This window comes from Streptomyces tanashiensis, assembly GCF_014648895.1.
In the GTDB taxonomy this organism is placed as follows: domain Bacteria; phylum Actinomycetota; class Actinomycetes; order Streptomycetales; family Streptomycetaceae; genus Streptomyces; species Streptomyces tanashiensis.
The window spans coordinates 17,395-37,123 of the sequence record NZ_BMRZ01000007.1 but is presented as its reverse complement, the minus strand read 5'-3'; the positions used below and the strand labels follow the sequence as shown (position 1 = coordinate 37,123).

The 19,729-nt window shown below is 74.1% G+C and carries 25 protein-coding genes; 13 read left to right on the top strand and 12 right to left on the bottom strand.

Annotation, left to right across the window (positions count from 1 at the left end):
• Nucleotides 1-135 precede the first annotated feature (135 nt).
• Nucleotides 136-738, top strand: coding sequence for a TetR/AcrR family transcriptional regulator (locus IE237_RS21695; RefSeq protein ID WP_189803730.1), 603 nt, complete (start codon nt 136-138; stop codon nt 736-738).
• Nucleotides 739-740: 2 nt separating this feature from the next.
• Here the strand turns inward: IE237_RS21695 and lepB are convergent, their stop codons facing one another.
• Nucleotides 741-1,349, bottom strand: coding sequence for a signal peptidase I (lepB, locus tag IE237_RS21690; RefSeq protein WP_189803729.1), 609 nt, complete (start codon nt 1,347-1,349; stop codon nt 741-743).
• A 100-nt stretch (nt 1,350-1,449) separates the two neighbouring features.
• The gene (locus tag IE237_RS21685; RefSeq protein WP_189803728.1) at nt 1,450-2,481 is read right to left on the bottom strand and encodes an AraC family transcriptional regulator; all 1,032 of its coding nucleotides are present in this window, start codon (nt 2,479-2,481) and stop codon (nt 1,450-1,452) included.
• Between the two features lie 163 nt (nt 2,482-2,644).
• Between IE237_RS21685 and IE237_RS21680 the strand changes: the two genes are divergently transcribed.
• Nucleotides 2,645-3,043: a Rieske (2Fe-2S) protein gene (locus IE237_RS21680; protein WP_189803727.1), complete on the top strand. Its 399-nt coding sequence runs from the start codon at nt 2,645-2,647 to the stop codon at nt 3,041-3,043.
• On the opposite strand, the gene IE237_RS21675 is transcribed toward IE237_RS21680, so the two are convergent.
• Nucleotides 3,030-3,710: an isochorismatase family protein gene (locus tag IE237_RS21675; protein WP_189803726.1), complete on the bottom strand. Its 681-nt coding sequence runs from the start codon at nt 3,708-3,710 to the stop codon at nt 3,030-3,032. The two genes, IE237_RS21680 and IE237_RS21675, sit on opposite strands and share 14 nt — an antisense overlap.
• An 85-nt stretch (nt 3,711-3,795) precedes the next feature.
• Between IE237_RS21675 and IE237_RS21670 the strand changes: the two genes are divergently transcribed.
• A complete protein-coding gene (locus IE237_RS21670; RefSeq protein ID WP_189803725.1) occupies nt 3,796-4,263 on the top strand; it encodes a pyridoxamine 5'-phosphate oxidase family protein in 468 nt (155 codons plus the stop codon).
• A gap of 15 nt (nt 4,264-4,278) precedes the next feature.
• Here the strand turns inward: IE237_RS21670 and IE237_RS21665 are convergent, their stop codons facing one another.
• Complete coding sequence (locus IE237_RS21665) at nt 4,279-5,181, bottom strand: LysR family transcriptional regulator (RefSeq protein WP_189803724.1); 903 nt, start codon at nt 5,179-5,181, stop codon at nt 4,279-4,281.
• 73 nt (nt 5,182-5,254) lie between these two features.
• Between IE237_RS21665 and IE237_RS21660 the strand changes: the two genes are divergently transcribed.
• Both IE237_RS21660 and IE237_RS21655 read left to right on the top strand, forming a co-directional pair.
• A complete protein-coding gene (locus IE237_RS21660; RefSeq protein WP_229842810.1) occupies nt 5,255-6,292 on the top strand; it encodes a DMT family transporter in 1,038 nt (345 codons plus the stop codon).
• Nucleotides 6,293-6,393: 101 nt separating this feature from the next.
• Nucleotides 6,394-6,576, top strand: a complete 183-nt coding sequence (locus IE237_RS21655; protein ID WP_189803723.1) for a hypothetical protein — start codon at nt 6,394-6,396, stop codon at nt 6,574-6,576.
• 261 nt (nt 6,577-6,837) lie between these two features.
• Here the strand turns inward: IE237_RS21655 and IE237_RS21650 are convergent, their stop codons facing one another.
• Entirely contained in the window at nt 6,838-8,172 is a 1,335-nt protein-coding gene (locus tag IE237_RS21650; RefSeq protein WP_189803722.1) for an aminotransferase class I/II-fold pyridoxal phosphate-dependent enzyme, read from the bottom strand.
• Between the two features lie 35 nt (nt 8,173-8,207).
• Between IE237_RS21650 and IE237_RS21645 the strand changes: the two genes are divergently transcribed.
• Both IE237_RS21645 and IE237_RS21640 read left to right on the top strand, forming a co-directional pair.
• Complete coding sequence (locus IE237_RS21645; RefSeq protein WP_189803721.1) at nt 8,208-8,915, top strand: pyridoxamine 5'-phosphate oxidase family protein; 708 nt, start codon at nt 8,208-8,210, stop codon at nt 8,913-8,915.
• A 21-nt stretch (nt 8,916-8,936) separates the two neighbouring features.
• Complete coding sequence (locus IE237_RS21640; RefSeq protein WP_189803720.1) at nt 8,937-9,581, top strand: FMN-binding negative transcriptional regulator; 645 nt, start codon at nt 8,937-8,939, stop codon at nt 9,579-9,581.
• A 111-nt stretch (nt 9,582-9,692) separates the two neighbouring features.
• On the opposite strand, the gene IE237_RS21635 is transcribed toward IE237_RS21640, so the two are convergent.
• From IE237_RS21635 to IE237_RS21625, 3 genes are all read right to left on the bottom strand, one after another.
• The gene (locus IE237_RS21635; protein ID WP_189803719.1) at nt 9,693-10,658 is read right to left on the bottom strand and encodes a DMT family transporter; all 966 of its coding nucleotides are present in this window, start codon (nt 10,656-10,658) and stop codon (nt 9,693-9,695) included.
• A gap of 176 nt (nt 10,659-10,834) precedes the next feature.
• Nucleotides 10,835-11,851, bottom strand: coding sequence for an EamA family transporter (locus tag IE237_RS21630; RefSeq protein WP_189803718.1), 1,017 nt, complete (start codon nt 11,849-11,851; stop codon nt 10,835-10,837).
• Nucleotides 11,852-11,892: 41 nt separating this feature from the next.
• Nucleotides 11,893-12,477: a Clp protease N-terminal domain-containing protein gene (locus IE237_RS21625; RefSeq protein ID WP_189803717.1), complete on the bottom strand. Its 585-nt coding sequence runs from the start codon at nt 12,475-12,477 to the stop codon at nt 11,893-11,895.
• Nucleotides 12,478-12,673: 196 nt separating this feature from the next.
• Between IE237_RS21625 and IE237_RS21620 the strand changes: the two genes are divergently transcribed.
• Together IE237_RS21620 and IE237_RS21615 are read left to right on the top strand one after the other, a co-directional pair.
• On the top strand, nt 12,674-12,898 hold the full coding sequence (locus IE237_RS21620; RefSeq protein ID WP_189803716.1) for a hypothetical protein: 225 nt from the start codon (nt 12,674-12,676) through the stop codon (nt 12,896-12,898).
• A 69-nt stretch (nt 12,899-12,967) separates the two neighbouring features.
• Complete coding sequence (locus IE237_RS21615; RefSeq protein WP_189803715.1) at nt 12,968-13,396, top strand: type II toxin-antitoxin system Rv0910 family toxin; 429 nt, start codon at nt 12,968-12,970, stop codon at nt 13,394-13,396.
• 64 nt (nt 13,397-13,460) lie between these two features.
• Here IE237_RS21615 and IE237_RS21610 read toward each other — a convergent pair whose 3' ends face one another.
• Together IE237_RS21610 and IE237_RS21605 are read right to left on the bottom strand one after the other, a co-directional pair.
• A complete protein-coding gene (locus tag IE237_RS21610) occupies nt 13,461-14,084 on the bottom strand; it encodes a PadR family transcriptional regulator (protein ID WP_189803714.1) in 624 nt (207 codons plus the stop codon).
• A gap of 109 nt (nt 14,085-14,193) precedes the next feature.
• Nucleotides 14,194-15,396 carry an erythromycin esterase family protein gene (locus IE237_RS21605; protein WP_189803713.1) on the bottom strand — a complete coding sequence of 401 codons (1,203 nt, stop codon included), beginning with the start codon at nt 15,394-15,396 and terminating at the stop codon, nt 14,194-14,196.
• 69 nt (nt 15,397-15,465) lie between these two features.
• Here IE237_RS21605 and IE237_RS21600 point away from each other — a divergent pair, with 69 nt between their 5' ends.
• From IE237_RS21600 to IE237_RS21590, 3 genes are read left to right on the top strand one after another with little or no spacing between them, the layout of a single operon-like run.
• A complete protein-coding gene (locus tag IE237_RS21600) occupies nt 15,466-16,200 on the top strand; it encodes a TioE family transcriptional regulator (protein ID WP_189803712.1) in 735 nt (244 codons plus the stop codon).
• A 28-nt stretch (nt 16,201-16,228) separates the two neighbouring features.
• Nucleotides 16,229-16,969, top strand: a complete 741-nt coding sequence (locus IE237_RS21595; RefSeq protein WP_189803711.1) for a GNAT family N-acetyltransferase — start codon at nt 16,229-16,231, stop codon at nt 16,967-16,969.
• A 20-nt stretch (nt 16,970-16,989) separates the two neighbouring features.
• The gene (locus IE237_RS21590) at nt 16,990-17,535 is read left to right on the top strand and encodes a GNAT family N-acetyltransferase (RefSeq protein WP_189803710.1); all 546 of its coding nucleotides are present in this window, start codon (nt 16,990-16,992) and stop codon (nt 17,533-17,535) included.
• Here IE237_RS21590 and IE237_RS21585 read toward each other — a convergent pair.
• Nucleotides 17,513-17,875: a hypothetical protein gene (locus IE237_RS21585; RefSeq protein ID WP_189803709.1), complete on the bottom strand. Its 363-nt coding sequence runs from the start codon at nt 17,873-17,875 to the stop codon at nt 17,513-17,515. The two genes, IE237_RS21590 and IE237_RS21585, sit on opposite strands and share 23 nt — an antisense overlap.
• A 122-nt stretch (nt 17,876-17,997) precedes the next feature.
• Between IE237_RS21585 and IE237_RS21580 the strand changes: the two genes are divergently transcribed.
• The gene (locus IE237_RS21580) at nt 17,998-18,807 is read left to right on the top strand and encodes a PhzF family phenazine biosynthesis protein (RefSeq protein WP_189803708.1); all 810 of its coding nucleotides are present in this window, start codon (nt 17,998-18,000) and stop codon (nt 18,805-18,807) included.
• A gap of 56 nt (nt 18,808-18,863) precedes the next feature.
• Here the strand turns inward: IE237_RS21580 and IE237_RS21575 are convergent, their stop codons facing one another.
• Nucleotides 18,864-19,646, bottom strand: coding sequence for a CPBP family intramembrane glutamic endopeptidase (locus IE237_RS21575; protein ID WP_189803997.1), 783 nt, complete (start codon nt 19,644-19,646; stop codon nt 18,864-18,866).
• Nucleotides 19,647-19,729 lie beyond the last annotated feature (83 nt).

The following is a 19,729-nucleotide window of genomic DNA, read 5'->3' as shown; positions in this document are numbered from 1 at the left end:
GTGATCTCCAACCGTCGTGCCGCACTGGTCGAATGACACTTTGCGGCTCCCTGCTCGAGAATTGGACACTTCCTTGAGAAGTGTCAACACTTCTGACAATCCTGGAGAGATTTCCGCCTGGACTAGGCTTGGCCGATGCCACGGTTCAGGGAGACGGTCCGGACACTGCTGCGCGAGCGGCTGCTCGACGCCGCCTACGAGGCGGTCGCGGACCGCGGCTTCGACAAGCTGCGCATGGCACACCTGGCGAGCGCGGTCGGCGTCAGCCGGCAGACGCTGTACTCGGAGTTCCCCTCCAAGGAGGCGGTCGGCGAAGCCCTGTTCCAGCGCGAGCTGGAGCGCTGCCTCGTCGGCATCCAGCAGGGCCTGGACGCGCACCGGGACGACCTGCGCGCGGCCGTCGAGGCGGCCGTCGGCTTCACCCTCACGCTGGCCGGCCGCAACCCGCTGATCAAGGCCATGCTCACCAGCACCGGCGAGGACGGACTCCTCTCGTACCTCACGACCCGGTCCGCCGCGGCCTTCGACCTGGCGACGGCCATGGCCGACGCGTACGTCACGGAGGCCTGGCCCACCATCGACCCGGTGGCGCGCGAGCTGGCCGTGGACGCGGCAGTCCGGCTGACCGCCAGTCACATCGTCCAGGCGGGCCCCTCACCCGAGGAGTCGGCCCGCCGCGTCGCGGACACGGTGGTCCGGGTCGCCCTGAGCACGGGCCGGGAGCGGATCCCCCGATAGCGTCAGGGGCCCGGCCCCCGGTACTCCTCCAGGACGGGCCGGTTGCCGATGCCGGGCGACGCCGAGACGGGGAAGGCGCGCACCCCGACCCGGCCCTCCACCCGGTCGAGCGCGCCCCAGCCGTACGCCCGCGAGTCGTCCGACAGGTCGGGGTTGTCGCCCAGGTAGAAGAACGCGCCCTCGGGCACGGTCCGCAGCTCGGGCCGCGCCGACCGGGTGCCGTCGGGCCCGCAGCAGGCGCCCGTGCGGTGGGCCTGCGCCGCCCACTGGGGCGCCACCACCCGGCGCACCGGACCCTCGCCCCGCTCCTGGAGAAGGACCTGGAAGGGCGCGTCCGGCGTGGAGACGATCGCCACCCGGTCGCCGGGCAGCGCGATCACCCGCTTGACCAGGAGGGCCTCCTTCCCGGCGGCCCGCAGCAGCACCACGTCGAACCGGCGTGCCCGGCCCGCCGAGCCGGGAGCGACGAGAACGCGGTCGCCCTGGTGGAGGGTGGGGGCCATGCTCGTGCCGTCGACCCGGACGGCGAGGGCCGTGACGGCCACGCCGGCGAGCAGGCAGAGCACGGTTCCGGTCCCGAGGACGGCACCCGCCGCCCGGCGCGGGTTCATCGGCGTCGGAGGTCCGGCGGCCGGACGCCACCGGACCGGTCGATTTCGGTCATGGCGGGACGGTAGGGCGGGCGGCGGGCGGCCGCTGTGACCGTACCGCTCAGGGTTGTTGACCGCGCGTCTGATAAGACCGGGGCGTCTCACCGGTCCAGCGCCTGAACGCCCGGTGGAAGGCGCTCGGTTCGGAGAAGCCGAGCTGCCGGGAGAGCCGCTCGATCGACACCCGCCCGGCGGTCAGCTCGGCGATGGCGTGGTCGCGCCGGACCTGGTCGCGGAGCCGCTGGTACGTCGTTCCCTCGGCGGCCAGTTGGCGCCGCAGGGTCTGCGGGCTGACGGACAGCCGGTCGGCGAGCTGCTCGGGCGTCGGCACCGGCCCGGCGGGCAGCGCCCGGCCGATCAGGTGCCGCACCCGGCCGGTCACCGTGCTGCCGTAGTCGGCGCAGACCAGCACGTCGACCGGGGCGCGGCGGAGGAAGACCTTGAGCGCCGCCGCGTCCCGCAGGACGGGTTCGTCGAGGTCGGCCCGGTCGAAGACGGCCGCCGTCCGTTCCGCGCCGAAGACGCAGGGCGCGCCGAAGAGCACGGCGTACTCGCGGGCGTGCGGGGGCTCGGTGTGGACGAACTCGACCCGCCGCAGGCCGATCCGGCGCCGGACGAGCCAGCCGGCGAAGCGGTGGGCGACGAGGACGGTGGACTCGGCGCCGAAGTGCAGGGGGTCGTCGTACCCGGAGACGTCGAACTCCATCCGCGCCTCGTCGGGTCCCCCGGTCCCGCCCGCGCCGGGCTCCAGGAGCCGGAAGCGCGGCCCCGCGGGGAAGAGGTGGTAGAAGGTCTGGGCGCGCCGGAGCGCCTCGCGCAGGTCCCGGCTGCCGTGGACCACGACGTGGGCCATCATCGCGAAGGTCCCGACCTTGCTGGGCGCGCCGCCGAAGCCGATCAGCTCGTCGTCGAGCGTGGCCCACAGGGTCCTGACGAGCTGTCCGAACTGTTCCGCCGGGACCCTGGCCCGGGACTCCTCCAGGAGCGCGGCGGGCAGTCCGGCGCGGGCGAGCAGCGGTCCGGGGGCGAGACCGCGCCGCTCGGCGCCGAGGAGTACGGCCCGGAGGTGATGGGTGCTGACCGACGCGTTCACCGAAGCTAGACACTTTCATCGAAGGATGTCCAGGTTCTGACACTCTACTCAGAACTGTAAGGCTCCCGAAGTGCGCATCCTGTGAACGGGACACAGGTCACAGCCGTACCGTCGGGTGCCGGCACACCCGTGCACGGACACAGCGAGGGAAGAGGGGCAGTACATGAGCGGAGTGGCACGCCGGACGGTGGTCGCGGCGGCGGGCAGCGCAGGCCTCGCGGCGGCGCTCGCCGCCTGCGGGGGCGGCGCGGACGACAAGAACGCGGCACCCGAGGGCACACCCCTCGCGCGGACCGGGGACATCCCGGTGGGCGGCGGGAAGATCCTCGCCGACAAGGGCCTGGTGATCACCCAGCCGAAGGCCGGCGAGTTCAAGGCCTTCTCCTCCAAGTGCACCCACGCGGGCTGCGCCGTGAGCAGCATCAAGGACGGGGTCATCGTCTGCCCGTGCCACCAGAGCCAGTTCGACGTCTCGGACGGCAGCGTGAAGTCCGGCCCGGCGACCGCGCCGCTGCCGCCGGAGCCGATCCAGGTGGTGGGCGAGGAGATCAGCCTCGGCTGACCGCGCCTCCGGAACCCGCGGACCCCCTGGGGGCCTTCCAGCACCCCAGCACCTCGTCGGTCGTGGTGATCGTGGCGACGAGCGCGAGGGTGTGACGGATCATCGCGGGGGTGTAGTCGGCCGGCACCCCCGCGATGGCGTCCCCGGGCACGACCACCGTGTAGCCGAGGTTCACGGCGTCGAAGACGGCGTTGGGCACGGCCACGTTGGCGGAGACGCCCGTGACGACGAGCGTGCGGCAGCCGAGGTTGCGGAGCAGCGGGCCGACGTCGGTGCCGGCGAGCGGCGAGAGCCCGTGCAGGCGGCGGACGACGAGGTCCTCGTCCGCGACCTCGATCGGCGCCGCGACGCGGACGGCCCGGCTGCCGCTGTGCTGCTGCACGGGCAGCCGGGCGGCGGCCGCGAAGAGCCGTGCGTTGCGGTTGGCGCCCCGCCCGTCGGGGCGCCGCTCGGCGACGGCGTGGATCACCTGGACGTCGGCCGCGTGCGCGGCGGCGACGAGCCGGGCGACGTTCCGCAGGGCGCCCGACGCGCGGGCGACGGCAGCCAGTTCGGGCAGGGCGCTGTCGGTTCCGACGACACCCTCCTGACACTCGACGGTGAGCAGGACGACTCCGCCGTCCGGGCGGATCCGTTCACCGAGCCGTTCTCTCGGACTCTGACCCATGGCTCTCCCGACCTCCCCTTGCACGCGCGTGCATGACCCCCCATGCTTTCTGACGTCTCATCAGAAATCCAGAAGGGTGCGGACGATGACCGTCGCGCAGCGCCGTGGACGCCGGATCATGATGACTCCGGCCGAGCTCGACTCCTTCCTCGCCGAACAGCGCACCTGCCGGGTCGCGACCGTCTCCGCCGACGGCCGCCCGCACGTCAGCGCGCTCTGGTTCGTGTGGGACGGCTCCTCGCTGTGGCTGTACTCGCTGACGCGCAGCCGCCGCTGGGCGGAGCTGCGCGCCGACCCGAGGATCGCGGTCGTGGTGGACGACGGCGAGGAGTACGGGGAGCTGCGCGGCGTGGAGCTGTCGGGGACGGCCGTCTTCGTCGGCGAGGCGCCGCGCACCGGGGAGCCGTGCCCCGAGCTCGACGTGCCCGAACAGCTCTTCACCGCCAAGAACTTCGGCCTGGACACCATGCCGCACGACGGCCGCCACGCCTGGCTCCGGCTGACCCCGGACGCCATCGCGTCCTGGGACTTCCGCAAGCTCGCGGATCTCTGACCCGGCGCGCCCGCCTCAGCTCGCCAGGGGCTCCGCCGCCGCCCGCAGCGCCGCGACGACCGCCCGCACGGAGGGGCGGCGGCCGGCGTCGGCGCGCCAGGTGGCGTAGATGTGACGCCGGACCTTCTGCCGTACGGGAACGAAGACGACCCCGTCCGGCACCGGCCGCCCGAGCCGGGGCGTGACGCACACCCCCAGCCCGGCCGCGACCAGGGCCAGCTGGGTGTGGTGCTCCCCCGCGAAGTGCCCGATGCGCGGCTCGATGCCCTGCGAGCGGAGCGTGAACATCAGCCAGTCGTGGCAGAACTCGCCCTCGGGCCAGGACACCCACTCCTCGTCGGCGAAGTCCTCCAGGCCCACCGCGTCCCGCCCGGCCAGCGGGTGCCCGGCGGGCAGGGCCACGTCGGCGGAGTCGTCCAGGAGGTGCGCGCGCTCCAGGCCGCCGGGGACGGGCGCGCGCTTGTTGCTCCAGTCCAGGACGATCGCCAGGTCCGCGTCGCCGCGCAGGACCGCCCGCACGCCCGGTTCCGGCTCCAGCTCCGTGGTACGGACGCGGAGCTCGGGGTGACCGGCGCGCAGGGCGGCGAGCGCGGCCGGGAACAGGCCGCGCGCCGCCGTCGGGAAGGCGGCGAGCCGCACCTCGCCCACCACCCGCCCCTGCTGGGCCTCGATGTCGGCCTGGGCCATCTGGACCTGGGACAGGATCCGGGCGGCGTGCTCGGCGAGCAGCAGCCCGGCGTCGGTGAGCCGCACGCCGCGGCCGTTCTTGGCGAGCAGCTGCTGCCCGACCTCGCGCTCCAGCTTGGACAGCTGCTGGGAGACGGCCGAGGTGGTGACGTGCAGCCCGTCGGCCGCGCCGCTGACCGAACCGTGCCGGGCGACGGCGTCGAGGGTGCGGAGGCGCTCCAGGTTCAACATGTAAGCGATACTAAGGGGAGGGGTCGAGGAATTCTCGCTTGTTCTAAGACATCGTTCCCGTCACCCTGAGTGCATGAGCCCCGCAGCCCCGCCCTCCCCGTCCCCCGCCCCCACCTCACGCCTCCTCGACTGGCGCGTCCGGTTCGGCGCCCTCGCCCTCATCTGGGGCTTCAGCTTCCTCTTCATCAAGGTCGGCACGGAGGGCTTCGCGCCCTTCCAGGTGACCTTCGGGCGGCTCCTGTTCGGTACGGCGGTGCTCGCCGTCGCGATCGTCGTGAAGCGCGACCGGCTGCCGCGCGGGGCCCGCGTCTGGGGGCACCTGACGGTCGCGGCCTTCCTCCTGAACGCACTGCCGTTCTCGCTCTTCGCGTACGCGGAGCTGACCATCCCCTCCACCCTGGCGGGCATCTGCAACGCCACGACCCCGCTCTGGGGCATGCTCCTCTCCCTCGTGGCGCTCTCCGAGGACCGCCCGACCCGGGTCCGCGCGGCCGGCCTGGGCATCGGCTTCATCGGCGTCCTCACCGTGCTCGGCGCCTGGCAGGGCTTCTCCGGCCTCGACGTGACCGGCACGGCCCTGGCCCTGCTCGCCTCGTTCAGCTACGCGGTCGGCTGGATCTACGTCCGCAGGACCCTGAGCGGCACCGGCGCCTCGAACCTCTCGCTCGCCGGCTCCCAGGTGGGACTCGCGACGCTGCAACTGGCCGTGGTCACTCCCCTGTTCACCTCGCTCCCGACGTCGATCGACCTCGTGCCGCTCCTGGCGGTGATCGCGCTCGGCGCGCTCGGTACGGGATACGCGATGCTGCTCCAGTACGGCGTCGTCGCGGAGGTCGGCCCGACGACGGCGGCGATGGTCACGTACTTCATCCCGGTGATCGCCACGGCGGCGGGCGTCGCCCTGCTGGACGAGCGGCTCACGTGGAACACCCCGGTGGGCGCGCTGGTGGTCCTGGCAGGCGCGGCCCTCACCCAGACCCGCACCTCCCGCCGAAGGCCTGCCGCTCCGACGCCCACGGAGCCGACGCGCGCGGAGCCCCTGCGCACGGAGCCCCTGCGCGCACCCGAGCCCGAGCCCGCCGCCGCACGGCAGCCCGCGTCCCGCACCTGAGGCATCGCCCGATCGGGGGGCGCGCGGACCGCGGCCGGGCGCCTCTCCCTCTCCCGCGTCACTCTCCGTCACCCCCGTGAAGGCAAGATCGTTCCCCGGGCATGAACCTCACCACGATCTCCCGAACCCTCGTCGCCGCCCTCGCCCTGGGCGGCGCCTTCCTCGGCTTCGCCGGCCCGGCCCAGGCGGCCTCCGCCGGCGCCGTGTCCGCCGTCGCCCCCATGGACGGCCCGGAGCCCGTCGAGCTCGACGAGCTGGGTCTCCCCGACGTCCTGGAGGACTGACGGCAGCGGACGCCGGGGCACGGGAGCGGCCGGACACCACGAGGGCGGTGTCCGGCCGCTCCGTTCGCGCCGGGCGTCAGTCGCCGCCCGGTCGCACACCACCGAAGAGGGCCTCCAGGGCGTCGACGGCGCTGCCGTCGTGATCACTGCCCGCCGTGCCGCCGCCGCCAGAGAAACGTCACTTGCGCGAGGAACGGCCGTGCCCCGCGCGGAAGATGGGGAGCCGACGTCCGGATCGACGCGCCGGCCCCGCGGCCTCCCTCACCCGTAGCTCCGCGCCGGCATCGGCCCCACCGCCCCCGCCACCGCCTCGGCCAGCGCCTCCACGTCCGCGACGGCGAGCCCCGAGACGGTCAGCCGGACCGCCGGCCCCGCCTCCATCCGGAAGCGGGCGCCCGGCGCGACCGCCCAGCCCGCGGCGAGCAGCCGGGCCACCGCGCCGGTCTCGTCGGACACCGGCACCCAGACGTTCATCCCGCCGCGTCCGTGCGCCTCGACTCCCCGCCGGGCGAGCGCCCGCACGAGTCCGTCGCGCCGCTTCCCGTAGGAACGCGCGACGACGGCCGGGTCCACGGCGTCCGTGGCCCAGAGGTGGGCGACGGCCCGCTGGAGCAGCTTGCTGACCCAGCCGGGGCCGAGCCGCTGCCGTCCGAGCACCCGGTCGACGGTCTCGGCGTCCCCGGTGAAGGCGGCGATCCGCAGGTCGGGGCCGTAGGCCTTGGCGACCGAGCGGACGAGCACCCAGCGGTCGGTGACACCGGCCAGCGGGTGGAGGGGCTGGGCGACGATGCCGTGCCCGTGGTCGTCCTCGACGAGCAGGACGCCGGGGTGCGCGGCGAGGACCCGCCGCAGCTCCCGGGCGCGCTCCTCGGTGACGCACGCCCCGGTCGGGTTCTGCGCCCGGTCGGTGACGATCACGGCCCGCGCGCCGCCCTGCCGGACCGCGCGGTCGACGGCCTCGGGGAGGGGTCCCTCGTCGTCGACGGCGATCGGCACCGGGCGCAGTCCGAGGGCGGGCACGAGGTCGAGAAGGCTGCCCCAGCCCGGGTCCTCGACGGCGACGGCGTCGCCGGGCCTGAGGTGGGCGGTGAGCACCCGCTCGATCGCGTCGAGGGAGCCCGAGGCGGCGCCGATCGGTCCGGCGGGCACCCCGTCGGCGTCGAAGGCGGCGCGCGCGAGCCGTCCGAACTCCTCGTCGACGGGGAGCTCTCCGTACATGACGGGCTGTTCGGCGTACCGCCGGGCGACCTCCGCGAAGGCCTCGCCGAGGGGTGGCAGCAGGGCGGGGTCGGGGCTGCCGTTGCTGACGTCCCGGACTCCGGCGGGCGCCTCCACCCGGATCGAGCCGCGCGCGGTCGTGGCGGGGCGCGGCCGCACCCGGCTGCCGCGCCGCCCGTCCGTCTCGATGACCCCGCGCTCGCGCAGGGTGCGGTAGGCGGCGGCGACGGTGTTCGGGTTCACCCCCAGCGTGAGCGCCAATTCCCGCATGGGCGGCAGCAGTTGGCCGGGCTGCAGCGCCCCTGCTCCCACTCCCCGCTCGACGCTGGCGGCGATGTCCGATGCGCGACGGCCTTCGATCCGATACTCTCCTAGCACAAACATGAGTATGCACTAGTGCAATGGAGTACGCAATGAGCGCCGCCGCCGACACGAGCACCGTCTCCGAGACGCACGCGCCGGACGACACGTACACGCCGACCGACCGGACCGTGCCCACCCGCTCCCGGCAGCGCGCCTCGTACGACAAGGAGCTCGTCCACTCGATACTCGACGAGGCCTACGTCTGCCACCTCGGCTTCGTCCGCGACGGCGCGCCGGTCGTCCTCCCGACACTCTTCGGCCGGGTCGGCGAGCGCCTCTACGTCCACGGCTCCACCGGCTCGCGCCCGCTGCGCGCGGCCGGCGACGGCACCTCGGCCCCCGGCCTGCCCGTCTGCCTGACCGTGACGCACGTCGACGGCCTCGTCCTCGCCCGCTCCGCCTTCCACCACTCGCTCAACTACCGCTCGGTCGTCGTCCACGGCACCGCCCACCAGGTCACCGACCCCGAGGAGCTGCGGACGGCCCTCGACGCCCTCGTGGACCACGTCGTCCCGGGCCGTTCCGCCGACTCCCGCCCCGGGAACGCCAAGGAGCTCGCGGCGACCGCCGTGATCCGGCTCGACCTGGACGAGGTCTCGGCGAAGGTCCGCACCGGCGGCCCCAACGACGACCCCGAGGACCTCGCCCTCCCGTACTGGTCGGGCGTGATCCCCGTACAGGGCGGTTACGGCACGCCGGCCCCGGCCGACGACCTCGACCCGTCCGTCGCCCTGCCCGGCTACCTCGCCGCGCTCTGAGCGGAGAAGGACGGACCGACGATGCTGATCCACCCCTGGGACGCCGCCCACGACGAGGGCGAGTGGCGCGACTGGCTCGCCCGGCACGACTTCGGCCAGCTCGCCGTCAACGGCCTGGACGGCGAGCCGCCGTGGGTGCAGCCGACGCACTTCCGGTACGACCCCGAACCCGGCCCGTACGGCCGGGCCCTGGCCCACCTGGCGCGCCCCAACCCGCTCTGGCGCGCCCTGGAGGCGAACCCGGCGGTGCTCCTGAGCGTGGTCGACGACTACGTCTACGTACCGGGGCACTGGACCGCCCCCGAGGGCGCGCCGTCCGAGCACGGCACCCCGACCTCGTACTACGCGGCCGTCCAGCTGCGCTGCACCGCGCGCGTGGTCGACGATCCCGAGGAGAAGGCGGCCCTGCTCAACCGTCAGGTCGAACACTTCCAGCCGGAGGGCGGCACAGCGGCCGTCGCTCCGGGCGAGGCCCCGTTCGGCAGGCTCCTGTCGGGGATCCGGGTGCTGAGCCTGGAGGTGACCGACGTACGGGCGAAGTTCAAGTACGCGGGCAACAAGCCGCAGGAGGTCCAGGACCGGGTGTCGGAGCGGCTCGCCGAGCGGTCCGGCCCCGGCGACCTGAACGCCCGGGCCCACCAGCGGCGCCGCCGCGCGAACGGCTGACACCCGTCGGGGGCGGGGGCCACGACGGCCCCCGCCCCCGACGAGGTGACGCTCAAGCCCCGTAGGACACCGCCTAGGGCCTGTCCGACCCAGATCCGCCGGACAGGGGCCCTAGACCGCCACGGGCTCCCGCCTGCGCGCCACCGCCGCCGTGCGCGCCTCCGCCAGGGCGAGGCCCGTCACGGCGGCGAGCAGCAGCAGGGTGCCGAGCACGATCGCGGCGGTGAGCCGCTCACCGAGCAGCGAGACCGCGATCAGGGCCGCGCTCACCGGCTCGAGCAGCATGATGACGGAGACGGTGGCGGCCCGGACCACGGCCGCCCCGGCGAAGTACAGCGCGTACGCGAGCGCGGTCGGCACCGCCGCCACGTACACCAGCAGCAGCACCACGCTCACCGGCGCGTCGGTGTGCGGGACGAGTCCCTCGGCGAACGCCACGGGCAGCAGCCCCACGGCGCCGATCGCGAAGGCCCAGGTGGTCGTCGCCAGGGCGTCCCCACCGCCGCCGTCACGGCCGAGCCACCGGGTGAGCAGGGTGATCGCCGCGTATCCGGCCGCCGAGACCACCGCGAGGACGACACCGAGCGGGCGCACCTCCGCGGCCCCGCCGCCCAGGACGAGGACGAAGAGCCCGGCGAGCGCGCCGGCGACGGCGGCGACCCCGCCGCGGCCGAGCCGCTCCCCCATGGTGAGCCGGGCGCCGATCGCGATGAGGACGGGTCCGGCACCCAGGGTCACGACGGTGCCGACCGCGAGGCCCGTGGCCTCGACGGCGGCGAAGTAGGCGCTCTGGAAGACGGTGAGACCGATGCCCGTGCCCAGGATGCGGGCCGTCCGCCGGCCGCGCGAGGCGTCGGACGGGCGGGCGGCGGCGCGCCGGGGCCGCAGCGCCAGCGCGCCCAGGAGCAGGACGAGGCCGCCGACGCAGCGCCAGAAGGAGAGGGCCAGCGGGCCCATGTCGCTGACGCGGAAGATCAGCGAGGCGGCGGCACCGGCCGTGCCCCAGGCGATCCCGGCGACGATCAGATAGAGGAGGCTCCGCCCGACGGACAGGGCGGATCCCGAGGTGTTCGACACGTGATTTCTCCGTGGAAGACAGGAGGGGAGGTGGTCGCTGGGCTCCGCGCGCGGGCAGCGACGAACCGCTCGGCGGCGAGGAGTCGCCGTCCGAGCCCGGTCTTCGTCGAGGAGAGTCCCCGCGCGCGCGCTAGGCGGCGGGAGGCGGAAGCACGGTCGAATGCATGATCGGCACCCTACGGGGCGGTCCGCCCGGCCGACAACTCCGCGTCCCGCTCCGCGGCCTCCGCCGCGCCGGCCGCCGGACCGGAGCCGGCCACCGGGCCGCTCGCCGGCGCCTTCGGCGTGGAGGACTGGGCGATGAAGGCCCCGATCAGGACTACCGCGCCGCCGATGATCTGCGGCGCGCCGAGGTGCTCGCCGAGCAGGACCCAGGCCAGGACGGTCGCGATGACGGCCTCCAGACAGGCCACGACGCCCGCCACCTGCGGGGAGAGCCGGCGCACCGAGATGACGCCGGTGACGTACGCGAGGACGGTGGCGACGAGCACGATCCAGCCGAGCAGCAGCCACGCGGGCACGCTGGTCCCGTTCATGTCGGCGCGATCGCCGAGGACGCCCCAGTCCATGCCCCAGGGCCGGGCCACGACGGTGAGGACGAGCGCGCCGATGAGCAGTCCGTACGCGATGACGCCCACCGGATCGGCGCGCTCGGCCTGCTCGGCCTCGTCGGCGCCCTGGTCGGAGAGGACGAAGTAGCCGACCTGGCAGCAGGCGGCGGCGAGGGCCAGGAGCAGGCCGAGGACGTCGAAGCTCAGCCCGGACCAGACCTGTACGACGCACGCGAGTCCGCCGGCGGCGAGGACGACGCCGAGGGCGGCGGCACGGGTGACGGGCCGGCGCTGGACGAAGCGGACCCAGCCGAGGACGAGGGCGGGGGCGAGGTACTCGATGAGCAGGGCGACGCCGACGGGGATGCGGGAGAGCGAGGCGAAGTAGAAGGCCTGGACTCCGGCGACGGCGAGCAGGCCGAAGCCCACGAGGAGCGCGGGTTTGCGGCGCAGGAGGTCCCGGTGGCGCCAGGCCACGGGCAGCAGGACGAGCGCGGCGCCGGTGACCCGGAGCCACACCACGTGGAGCGGGTCGAGGCCCGCCTCGATGAGCGGCTTGGCCGCCACTCCTGAACCACCGAATGCGAAGGCCGAGGCCAGGGCGAGTCCCAGGCCGGCGCTTCTCCCCTGAGACGCGTGCATCGGGCCATCATGACAGGGCGCGGTCAGGGGCGTAACCCCCGTTACACCTGTTGAGACGGCTCCTCGTCGAGGGCAGCCGGAAGGGCGGCGACACGGGCGGTCAGCGCGGCCGGTTCGACCCCCGCGCGGCGCAGCACCTCGACGGCCCGGCTCTCGGGATCGGCGGCGACGGCGGCGAGCAGATCGAGGCCGCGGGCCTGCGGCTCGCCCCGCTCGGCCGCCCGCCGGAAGGCGCCCTCCAGGGCGGCGGCCGCGGCCGGCGACCAGGGGGAGGTGCGGGCGCCCGGGGACTCCGCGGTGCGCGCGGCGGGCAGCAGCCGCCGATCGGCCGACTGCTCCTCCGCGCGCTGCCAGCGCAGGCCGTAGCCGATGGACCGCTGGGCGAGGTAGCCGAGGACGCGGGCGAGCTGGTGGCCGCCCTCGAAGGCGGCGCCGACCTCGGGGTCGGACTCGACGAGCGAGTGCAGGAGATGGGCGGTGTCGATCTGACGGTCACCGTCCCTGAGCGCCCTGCGGCGCGCGCCCGACACGACCGCCGCGAGCGACGGCGTCAGGAGGGGCGCGAGCTCCGCGCGCGGGGCGACGGAGGACGGAAGGGGCTGAGGGCGCGGGACGGGATGGTGCACCCTTCCACCTCATCAGGCCGGGGCGGCCGGAACATCACCGGGGAGAAGCATGTCCGCATCCCACCGGAGTTGGGCACGGGCGCACGGTTCCTCCTCCTTACGGATGAGATCGCGCGCATCGACCCCGAGGGGCGCGCGCCGCCTTGCTTTACGCCCCCCTTGCAACCACGGGCCCTCCTCCGCTCGTCCTCCGGTCGTGTTCTGGATGGTGGCTCTGCTCTCATGCGACGGGCGGCAGTACGTGTACCGGGTGTACGCACCCCGGGAGGCGCTGCCGGCCGATCTGTTCTGGGCGGCCTTCCACTGCCACGAGGAGGACGGGGCGCCGCGTGCCTCGGACAGCTTCGACGCGGCCGAGATCTGGTGGATCGGCGACGGCGCGGGACCGACGGCCGCAGAACTGACGGTTCATCAGTATTGAATGTTCGCGGCCGCCCCGCTACGTTCCGCGACACCGGAACCCAGTTGGCACGCGTGAAGGGGTGGTCTCATGGCCGAAGTCAGCGCGGAGGCACGGATCGAGGCGCCGGCCGGGAAGGTCTGGGCGCGGCTCACGGACTTCTCCTCGTACGGCGAGTGGAACGCCACCCACACCAGCTTCCCGAACGGCGGTCCGGCCGCCCTGGAGGCGGGCGCCACCTTCACGGAGAACATGAAGCTGATGGGCTTCCCCGCCGAGGTGCTGTGGACGGTGGAGGAGCTGGAGTCCGAGCGGGCGTTCGCCATCAGGGGCAAGGGCCCGATGGGGGTCGTCGTCGCCACGCGCTACTCGCTGGCGGCGGAGGGGGACACGACGACGGTGCGGATCGACGGGGAGTTCACCGGTGCGGCGGTCTCCCTGATGGCGGGCAAGCTCAAGGACTCGGCGACGGCGGCGCTGACCGAGTCCCTGCGCAAGCTCTCGGGCCTGGTGGTCTGAGCCGTACCGCCGGAAACGCCGGGGCCCCGCGACGACGGTCGCGGGGCCCCGGCCGCTGTCCGCCTCAGGCCTCGTCGGCGAGGATCAGGTACAGCTTCTTGCGGGCCTCGTTGATCACGGCGACCGCCTTCTGGCGCTGCTCGGGGCTGCCGGTCTTCCAGACCTGCCCGAACGCCTCCATCAGGCCGAATCCGGCCTGCCGGATCTCGTTCACGGCATCCCAGTCGACCCCGCGCCCGGCCTCCTCCCACGGCGCGTCCGGGCCTTCCTCGGCCTCGGCGCGCCCGGTGTCGGTGAGCGTGAACAGCTTCTTGCCGCCCTCGCTCGCGCTGGTGATCAGCCCCTCGTCCTCCAGCATCTGGAGGGTCGGGTAGACCGAGCCCGGACTGGGCTTCCACGCCCCGTCGCTGCGCTCGCCGATCTCCCGGATCATCTCGTAGCCGTGCATCGGGCGGTCCTTCAGGAGCGCCAGGATCGAGGCGCGCACGTCACCGCGCCGCGCCCGCCCCCGGCCGCCACCGCGGCCCCGCCCGCCGAAGGGGCCGCCACCGAACGGCCCGCCGCCGAAACCGGGTCCGAACGACCCGAACGCGGCGCGCCGCCCCTCGAAGTCCCCCCGAGGACCGGGGCCGCAGCCTCCACGGCCGTGTCCGTGCCCGCTTCCGTGCTCGTGTCCATGTGAACGCATCGCAACGCTCCTTTCGTCGGGAATCCATCGTCGAACTGTCGCGATGCCTCAACGATATATCGGGACTGTTCACCGAGCAAGACCCGACGGGTCGGTGACGGAAGAGTCGCTACAGCGGCGGGACGTCCCTGACGAAGACGAGGCCGTCGCTGTCCGCGAGACGGGCCGGGTCGAGCGGGGCGTACCCGAACCAGGGCGACACCCGCGCCGCGGGCCGGGTGTCGCCGAGGACGGCGGCGAGCCGCCGGACGTCGACGACACAGCGGTCCTCCGGGAGCGCGTGGAGGAGCCCTTCGACGGTGTCCGGCGGCGGCACGTCCACCCCCTGGTGCCGGATCGTGCCCAGGGCCGTCGCCACGAAGGCGTACTCCGCGCCGAGCCCGGCACTCACCAGCGCACCGGCGCTCCACCACTCCAGCCGCCTCCCGCCCATCCGCATCGAGCTCTTCGCCCGCTGGAGGTGGCCGTTGTGGGCGAAGACCAGCGTCGGGCCCCGCTCGGCGAGCGCGAGGAGGTTCAGGGACATCAGGTGGTCCCGCACCCCCACCAGCCGGGCCAGGCGGGCCGGCGAGGTGTCGGCCATCCAGTGGTGGTAGCGGAGCAGACCGAGCGCGGTGCGGCCGTACAGCCGCGCTCGCTCCCGGTCCTCCGCCGGGCTCACCTCGATCAGGTGCGGCCACTGCTCGTCGAGCAGCGCCGCCAGGTCGTCGGCGATCGGCCGCAGCCGGACCGCCGGCTCCGACCGCCCCACCGACCGGGCCGGGTCCGTCATCGCGGCCGGCTCGGTCCACCGGTCGTCACCGCCGAGCAGCGCGTCGAGCGTGTCCGCGGTGCAGGGGAGCAGGTCCGCGTCCACGTGGGCCGCGAGGTAGCCGTGGAGTGCGGTGAGCGCCTCCCGCGGGCTCTCGGCGCCGGTGATCTCCAGGGGTCCGTCGAACCCGGCGAAGCGGAGCCGCTCGGCCGCGGGCCGGTCCTCGTTGTACGCGCGCATCCAGCGCACGAGCTCGCGGTTGGGAGCGAAGGCGCCCCAGTCGTGGCTGAAGCCGTGCTCCATGACCTCGTCGAGGGTGCCGGTGCCCGAGGTGACGTGGTCGTCCACCATCAGGCCCCTCAGGCAGTCGGTCTCCAGCACGATCGTGCGGTAGCCCTCCTGCTCGACGAGCTGCCGGAAGAGCTCGTTGCGCAGGTCGAGCAGCGTGTCCTCGCCGTGGGTGGGCTCGCCCAGGGCGAGCAGCCGGGGCCGGTTCGGGAGCAGCCCCATGAGGGCGGCAGCGTCGACGGCATGGGTGGTGTCCTTGATGTCAGTCGCCATGCCTTCCACGCTATCGTTGAACATTCGGTGGAGACTTTTTCGTCATCGACCCGCGCTATGGTCGGTCTCATGGGGAGAAACCTTCAAAGCGGTGTACGGCTGAGGCCGGTCGATCTGGCGCGTGGCCACGGTCTGTCCACGCAGGCGATCAGGAACTACGAGGAGGCCGGCGTCCTCCCCACCGCCGAGCGCACACCGCACGGCTACCGCACCTACACCCCGCTGCACGCCGGGGCCCTGCGCGCGTTCCTGGCCCTGCTGCCCGGCCACGGCCACCCGACGGCGACGTCGATCATGCGGGCCGTGAACCGGGGCGCGGCCGACGAGGCCTTCCTCCTGATCGACGAGAGCCACGCCCAACTCCTCGACGACCGGCGGACCCTCCGCGCCGTCGAGAGCGCCCTGCGCGACCTCGACCTCGGCGGCCCGGACCGGGTGCCCGCCACGACGCCCGACCCCGGCGGCACGTTCATCGGGCCGCTGGCGGAGAAGCTCGGCATCCGTCCCGCGACGCTGCGCAAGTGGGAGGACGCCGGTCTGGTGCGCCCCCGACGCGACCCCAGGACCGGGTACCGCGTCTACGACGACGCCGCCGTACGGGACGCCCGGCTGGCCCACCAGCTCAGGCGCGGCGGCTACCCGCTGGACCGGATCGCCCCGTTGATCACCCAGGTACGGTCGGCCGGCGGCCTGGAGCCCCTGGAGGCCGCACTGACCGACTGGCACGGACGGCTCTCCGCCCGCGGGCGCGCGATGCTGGCCGGCGCCGCCGAACTGGAGGCATACCTCCGCGCGCGCGGATGAGACGACGGCGCCTGGCAGGATCTCCGCCATGTCGACGCATCCGCTGCTGCTCGAAGCCCACCGCCTGTGGGAGGAACTGGCCCACGCACCACGGTCGTTCCCGACCGCGGGCGGCACCAGGGTGGTCGTGTCCCCGGAATCGCGGCTGTGCCCGCCCGGCTGGGTCGGTGTGGTGGCTCTCGGAGGATCGGCGCTGGTGACCGTGGAGACCGAGAGCACCGCCGCGACCGTGCGCGGCGCCCTGGCGGGCCTGACGGCGGAGGCCCTGGTGGACGCGGCCGCCGTCCGCGAGGTCCTGCCCGTGACCGGGGTGCTCGGCCCCGCGGCGCTCTCGTACGCCTCCCCCGAGGGCTTCCGCCCGGTCACCGGTCCGTCGAGGGCCGAGCGGCTGCCCGGCGGACATCCGGCACTGCGCGCCCTCGAAGAGGCCGCCGGCCAGGACGACTCCGCGGAGGCGTCCCTGGACGACATCACCTCGCCCGCGTTCGTGGTCCATGAGCACGGCAGGGTCGTGGCCGCCGCCGGACACCGGGCCTGGCCCCGGCGCACGGCACACCTCAGCGTGCTCACGGCCCCGGAGGCACGCGGCCGCGGACTCGCGCGGACCGTGGCCTCGGCGGCGGTCGCCGACGCCCTCGCCGCAGGTCTCCTTCCGCAGTGGCGGGCCCGTCTCCCGGCCTCCCGGCGGGTCGCCGCCGCGCTGGGCTTCGAGGACCTGGGCGCCCAGCTCTCCCTGGAGCTCGTCCGGGACGAGCCGACGCGCCCGTGATTCTCTGCGACCCTCGTGCCATGCACGCCGAAAGCACCCCGCTCTTCACCCAGTTCACCGCCCCTGAGACGGTCCCCGACGGCCTCGCGCCGGCCCTCGTCGACTGCTGGACCGAGGTGAGCGACGCGGGCGGAGCGGCCGGATTCCCCTTCCCCCCGGTCGATCCCGCCAAGGTCACCGCCGCGGTCGACCGCATCGTCACGGGACTCGACCCCGCGAGCAGCCGTCTCGTGGTCGCCACGGTCGACGGCGCCCTCGCGGGCTGGCTCCGCCTCCGCCGCGACACATTTCCGCTCGTCGCGCACTGGGGCACCCTGCACCACGTCCAGACCCGCCTCGGGGTACGGGGGCGGGGCATCGGCGCTGGCCTGGTGCGGCACGCCCGTGCGATCGCCCGGGAGGACATGGGCCTGGAGCAGCTGCGGCTCGCGGCGCGCGGCGGCGTGGGCCTGGAGGACTTCTACGGCGGGCTCGGCTGGCGGGAGATCGGCCGCTGGCCCGGAGCCCTGCGCCTGGCGGACGGCGACGACCGCGACGAGATCCTCATGATCCTCGCTCCTCTGTGACCTCTCCTCCCCCGCCACGGCGAGCCCGCACCGCACGCACCACCCGCGTGATCCCGTACCCCAGGACCCACGGCAGCACCGTGATCCCGAGGACGTACACGAGGAGGTAGCCGACGAGGTCGTCGGTGCGGGTGGGCTCGCTCCACGGCTGGAGCATGGCGGTCGCGGAGACCCCCACCGGCACCAGCGGCAGCAGCACCGTCCACAGCCGCGGCCACAGACCGGGCCGCCGGGCGCACCACACCCCCACCGCGCCCATGAGGAAGGGCCCGAACGGCACCCACAGCAGCACCGGATAGAAGAGCGGCACCCACCACTCGTCCCCGTACCCGAACATCATCGAAGCCCCCCGGTCCCCTCGTCCCCACGCACGACCGCCCAGGACGACGCACGGACGAACGGGTCCAGTTCTCCGCGATTGGCCTTGGTCCGCGGATTCCCGCCCCCGGTACCGTCGGCGGCATGCGCATCCGAATCGTCGACGCCTTCACCGACCAGCCCTTCTCCGGCAACCCGGCCGGCGTCCTGCTCCTCGACTCCTTCCCCGACGACGCCTGGCTCCAGAAGGTCGCGGCGGAGGTCAACCTCTCCGAGACGGCCTTCGCCCACCCGCTGCCCGCCGGCGGCGAGGCGGACTGGGCCCTGCGCTGGTTCACCCCCACCACCGAGGTCGACATGTGCGGCCACGCCACCCTGGCCACGGCACACGTCCTGCACACCACCGGCACCGCGGGCGGCACCGTCCGCTTCGCGGCCCGCTGCGGCATCCTGATCACCACCGCCGAGGCCGACGGCACGATCACGATGGACTTCCCGACCTCCTCCCTCACCCCGATCCCCGTCCCCGAGGGCCTGGAGAAGGCGCTCGGCGCCGAGATCGTCGCGGTCCACGACACCGCCGACCACATCGGCGACCTGCTCGTCGAGCTGCGCGACGAGGCCACCGTCCGCTCCCTCACGCCGGACTTCGCCGCGCTGAAGGTCCTCTCCTCGCGCGGCGTCATCGCGACCGCCGCCGCCGAACGCCCGGACAGCGGATACGACTTCGTCTCGCGCGGCTTCTTCCCGGCCGTCGGGATCGACGAGGACCCGGTGACCGGCAGCGCCCACACCGCGCTCGCCCCCTACTGGTCGGCCAGGTTCGGCCGCGAGGAGCTCACCGGCTTCCAGGGCGGCGCCCGGACGGGGCTCGTCCGCACCCGTCCGAACGGCGACCGCACTCTTCTGAACGGCCACGCCGTCACGGTCGTCGAGGGCGACCTGCGCGCCTGACGGACGTACGGGAGGGGGTGTACGGCTCCGGCCGCACACCCCCTCCTCGCCTCCCGTCACACGGTGGGCAGCCAGTCCACCCTCCCGGCGAGCAGCCCGTATCCGACGAAGGCCACGATGTCGAGCAGCGCGTGGGCCACGACCAGCGGCCCGACCCGCCCCCAGCGGCGGTACAGCAGCACGAAGACCACGCCCATCACCATGTTGCCGATGAAGCCGCCGACCCCCTGGTAGAGGTGGTACGAGCCGCGCAGCACCGCACTCGCCATCAGGGCGGCCATCGGCGACCAGCCCAACTGGCCCAGTCTGCGCAGCAGATACCCGACGACGATGACCTCCTCCAGGACGGAGTTCTGCACCGCCGAGAGGATGAGCACGGGGTACTTCCACCACACGTCGGGCAGCGACTCGGGCACCACCGTCAGGTTGAACCCGGACGCCCGCGCCGCCAGGTAGAAGGCCAGGCCCGCGCTCCCGATCCCCGCCGCGACCAGCGTCCCGCGCCCGAGGTCGGACCACGGCCGGGTCCGGTCGAAGCCGATGGCCCGCAGCCCGGCGCCCTCCCGCATCAGCAGATGGGCGACGAGCACGACCGGGACGAGCGCGGTGGCGATGCCGAAAAGCTGCCAGGACAGGTCGAGCCAGGGCCGCCCGGGAGCGTACGAGCCGTTGAGCGTCGCCGCCTGCTCCTTCAGCGAGCCCGGCTTGGTCAGGGAGCCGACGAAGCTGATGAACGCCGACACCGCGCTCGCGCCGAGCGAGAGCGCGAGCACGATGAGCGTCTCGGAGCGCAGCACACCGCGCGACAGACCGCCGGGGGGAAGGGAAGCGTCCCTCAGTCCTTGCTCCGCCACCACACCTGTCTCCACTTCCCCCTCGCGGGCTCATGCCGTTCCGGCGGCCCCGGCCTGCCGGGACCACC

Excerpts from the sequence above, each read along its gene's own strand:
- IE237_RS21695 (WP_189803730.1), top strand. The coding sequence starts at position 136 with ATGCCACGGTTCAGGGAGACGGTCCGGACACTGCTGCGCGAGCGGCTG.
- lepB (WP_189803729.1), bottom strand. The coding sequence starts at position 1,349 with ATGAACCCGCGCCGGGCGGCGGGTGCCGTCCTCGGGACCGGAACCGTG.
- IE237_RS21680 (WP_189803727.1), top strand. The coding sequence starts at position 2,645 with ATGAGCGGAGTGGCACGCCGGACGGTGGTCGCGGCGGCGGGCAGCGCA.
- IE237_RS21675 (WP_189803726.1), bottom strand. The coding sequence starts at position 3,710 with ATGGGTCAGAGTCCGAGAGAACGGCTCGGTGAACGGATCCGCCCGGAC.
- IE237_RS21670 (WP_189803725.1), top strand. The coding sequence starts at position 3,796 with ATGACCGTCGCGCAGCGCCGTGGACGCCGGATCATGATGACTCCGGCC.
- IE237_RS21665 (WP_189803724.1), bottom strand. The coding sequence starts at position 5,181 with ATGTTGAACCTGGAGCGCCTCCGCACCCTCGACGCCGTCGCCCGGCAC.
- IE237_RS21660 (WP_229842810.1), top strand. The coding sequence starts at position 5,255 with ATGAGCCCCGCAGCCCCGCCCTCCCCGTCCCCCGCCCCCACCTCACGC.
- IE237_RS21655 (WP_189803723.1), top strand. The coding sequence starts at position 6,394 with ATGAACCTCACCACGATCTCCCGAACCCTCGTCGCCGCCCTCGCCCTG.
- IE237_RS21645 (WP_189803721.1), top strand. The coding sequence starts at position 8,208 with ATGAGCGCCGCCGCCGACACGAGCACCGTCTCCGAGACGCACGCGCCG.
- IE237_RS21640 (WP_189803720.1), top strand. The coding sequence starts at position 8,937 with ATGCTGATCCACCCCTGGGACGCCGCCCACGACGAGGGCGAGTGGCGC.
- IE237_RS21630 (WP_189803718.1), bottom strand. The coding sequence starts at position 11,851 with ATGCACGCGTCTCAGGGGAGAAGCGCCGGCCTGGGACTCGCCCTGGCC.
- IE237_RS21615 (WP_189803715.1), top strand. The coding sequence starts at position 12,968 with ATGGCCGAAGTCAGCGCGGAGGCACGGATCGAGGCGCCGGCCGGGAAG.
- IE237_RS21610 (WP_189803714.1), bottom strand. The coding sequence starts at position 14,084 with ATGCGTTCACATGGACACGAGCACGGAAGCGGGCACGGACACGGCCGT.
- IE237_RS21605 (WP_189803713.1), bottom strand. The coding sequence starts at position 15,396 with ATGGCGACTGACATCAAGGACACCACCCATGCCGTCGACGCTGCCGCC.
- IE237_RS21600 (WP_189803712.1), top strand. The coding sequence starts at position 15,466 with ATGGGGAGAAACCTTCAAAGCGGTGTACGGCTGAGGCCGGTCGATCTG.
- IE237_RS21595 (WP_189803711.1), top strand. The coding sequence starts at position 16,229 with ATGTCGACGCATCCGCTGCTGCTCGAAGCCCACCGCCTGTGGGAGGAA.
- IE237_RS21590 (WP_189803710.1), top strand. The coding sequence starts at position 16,990 with ATGCACGCCGAAAGCACCCCGCTCTTCACCCAGTTCACCGCCCCTGAG.
- IE237_RS21585 (WP_189803709.1), bottom strand. The coding sequence starts at position 17,875 with ATGATGTTCGGGTACGGGGACGAGTGGTGGGTGCCGCTCTTCTATCCG.
- IE237_RS21580 (WP_189803708.1), top strand. The coding sequence starts at position 17,998 with ATGCGCATCCGAATCGTCGACGCCTTCACCGACCAGCCCTTCTCCGGC.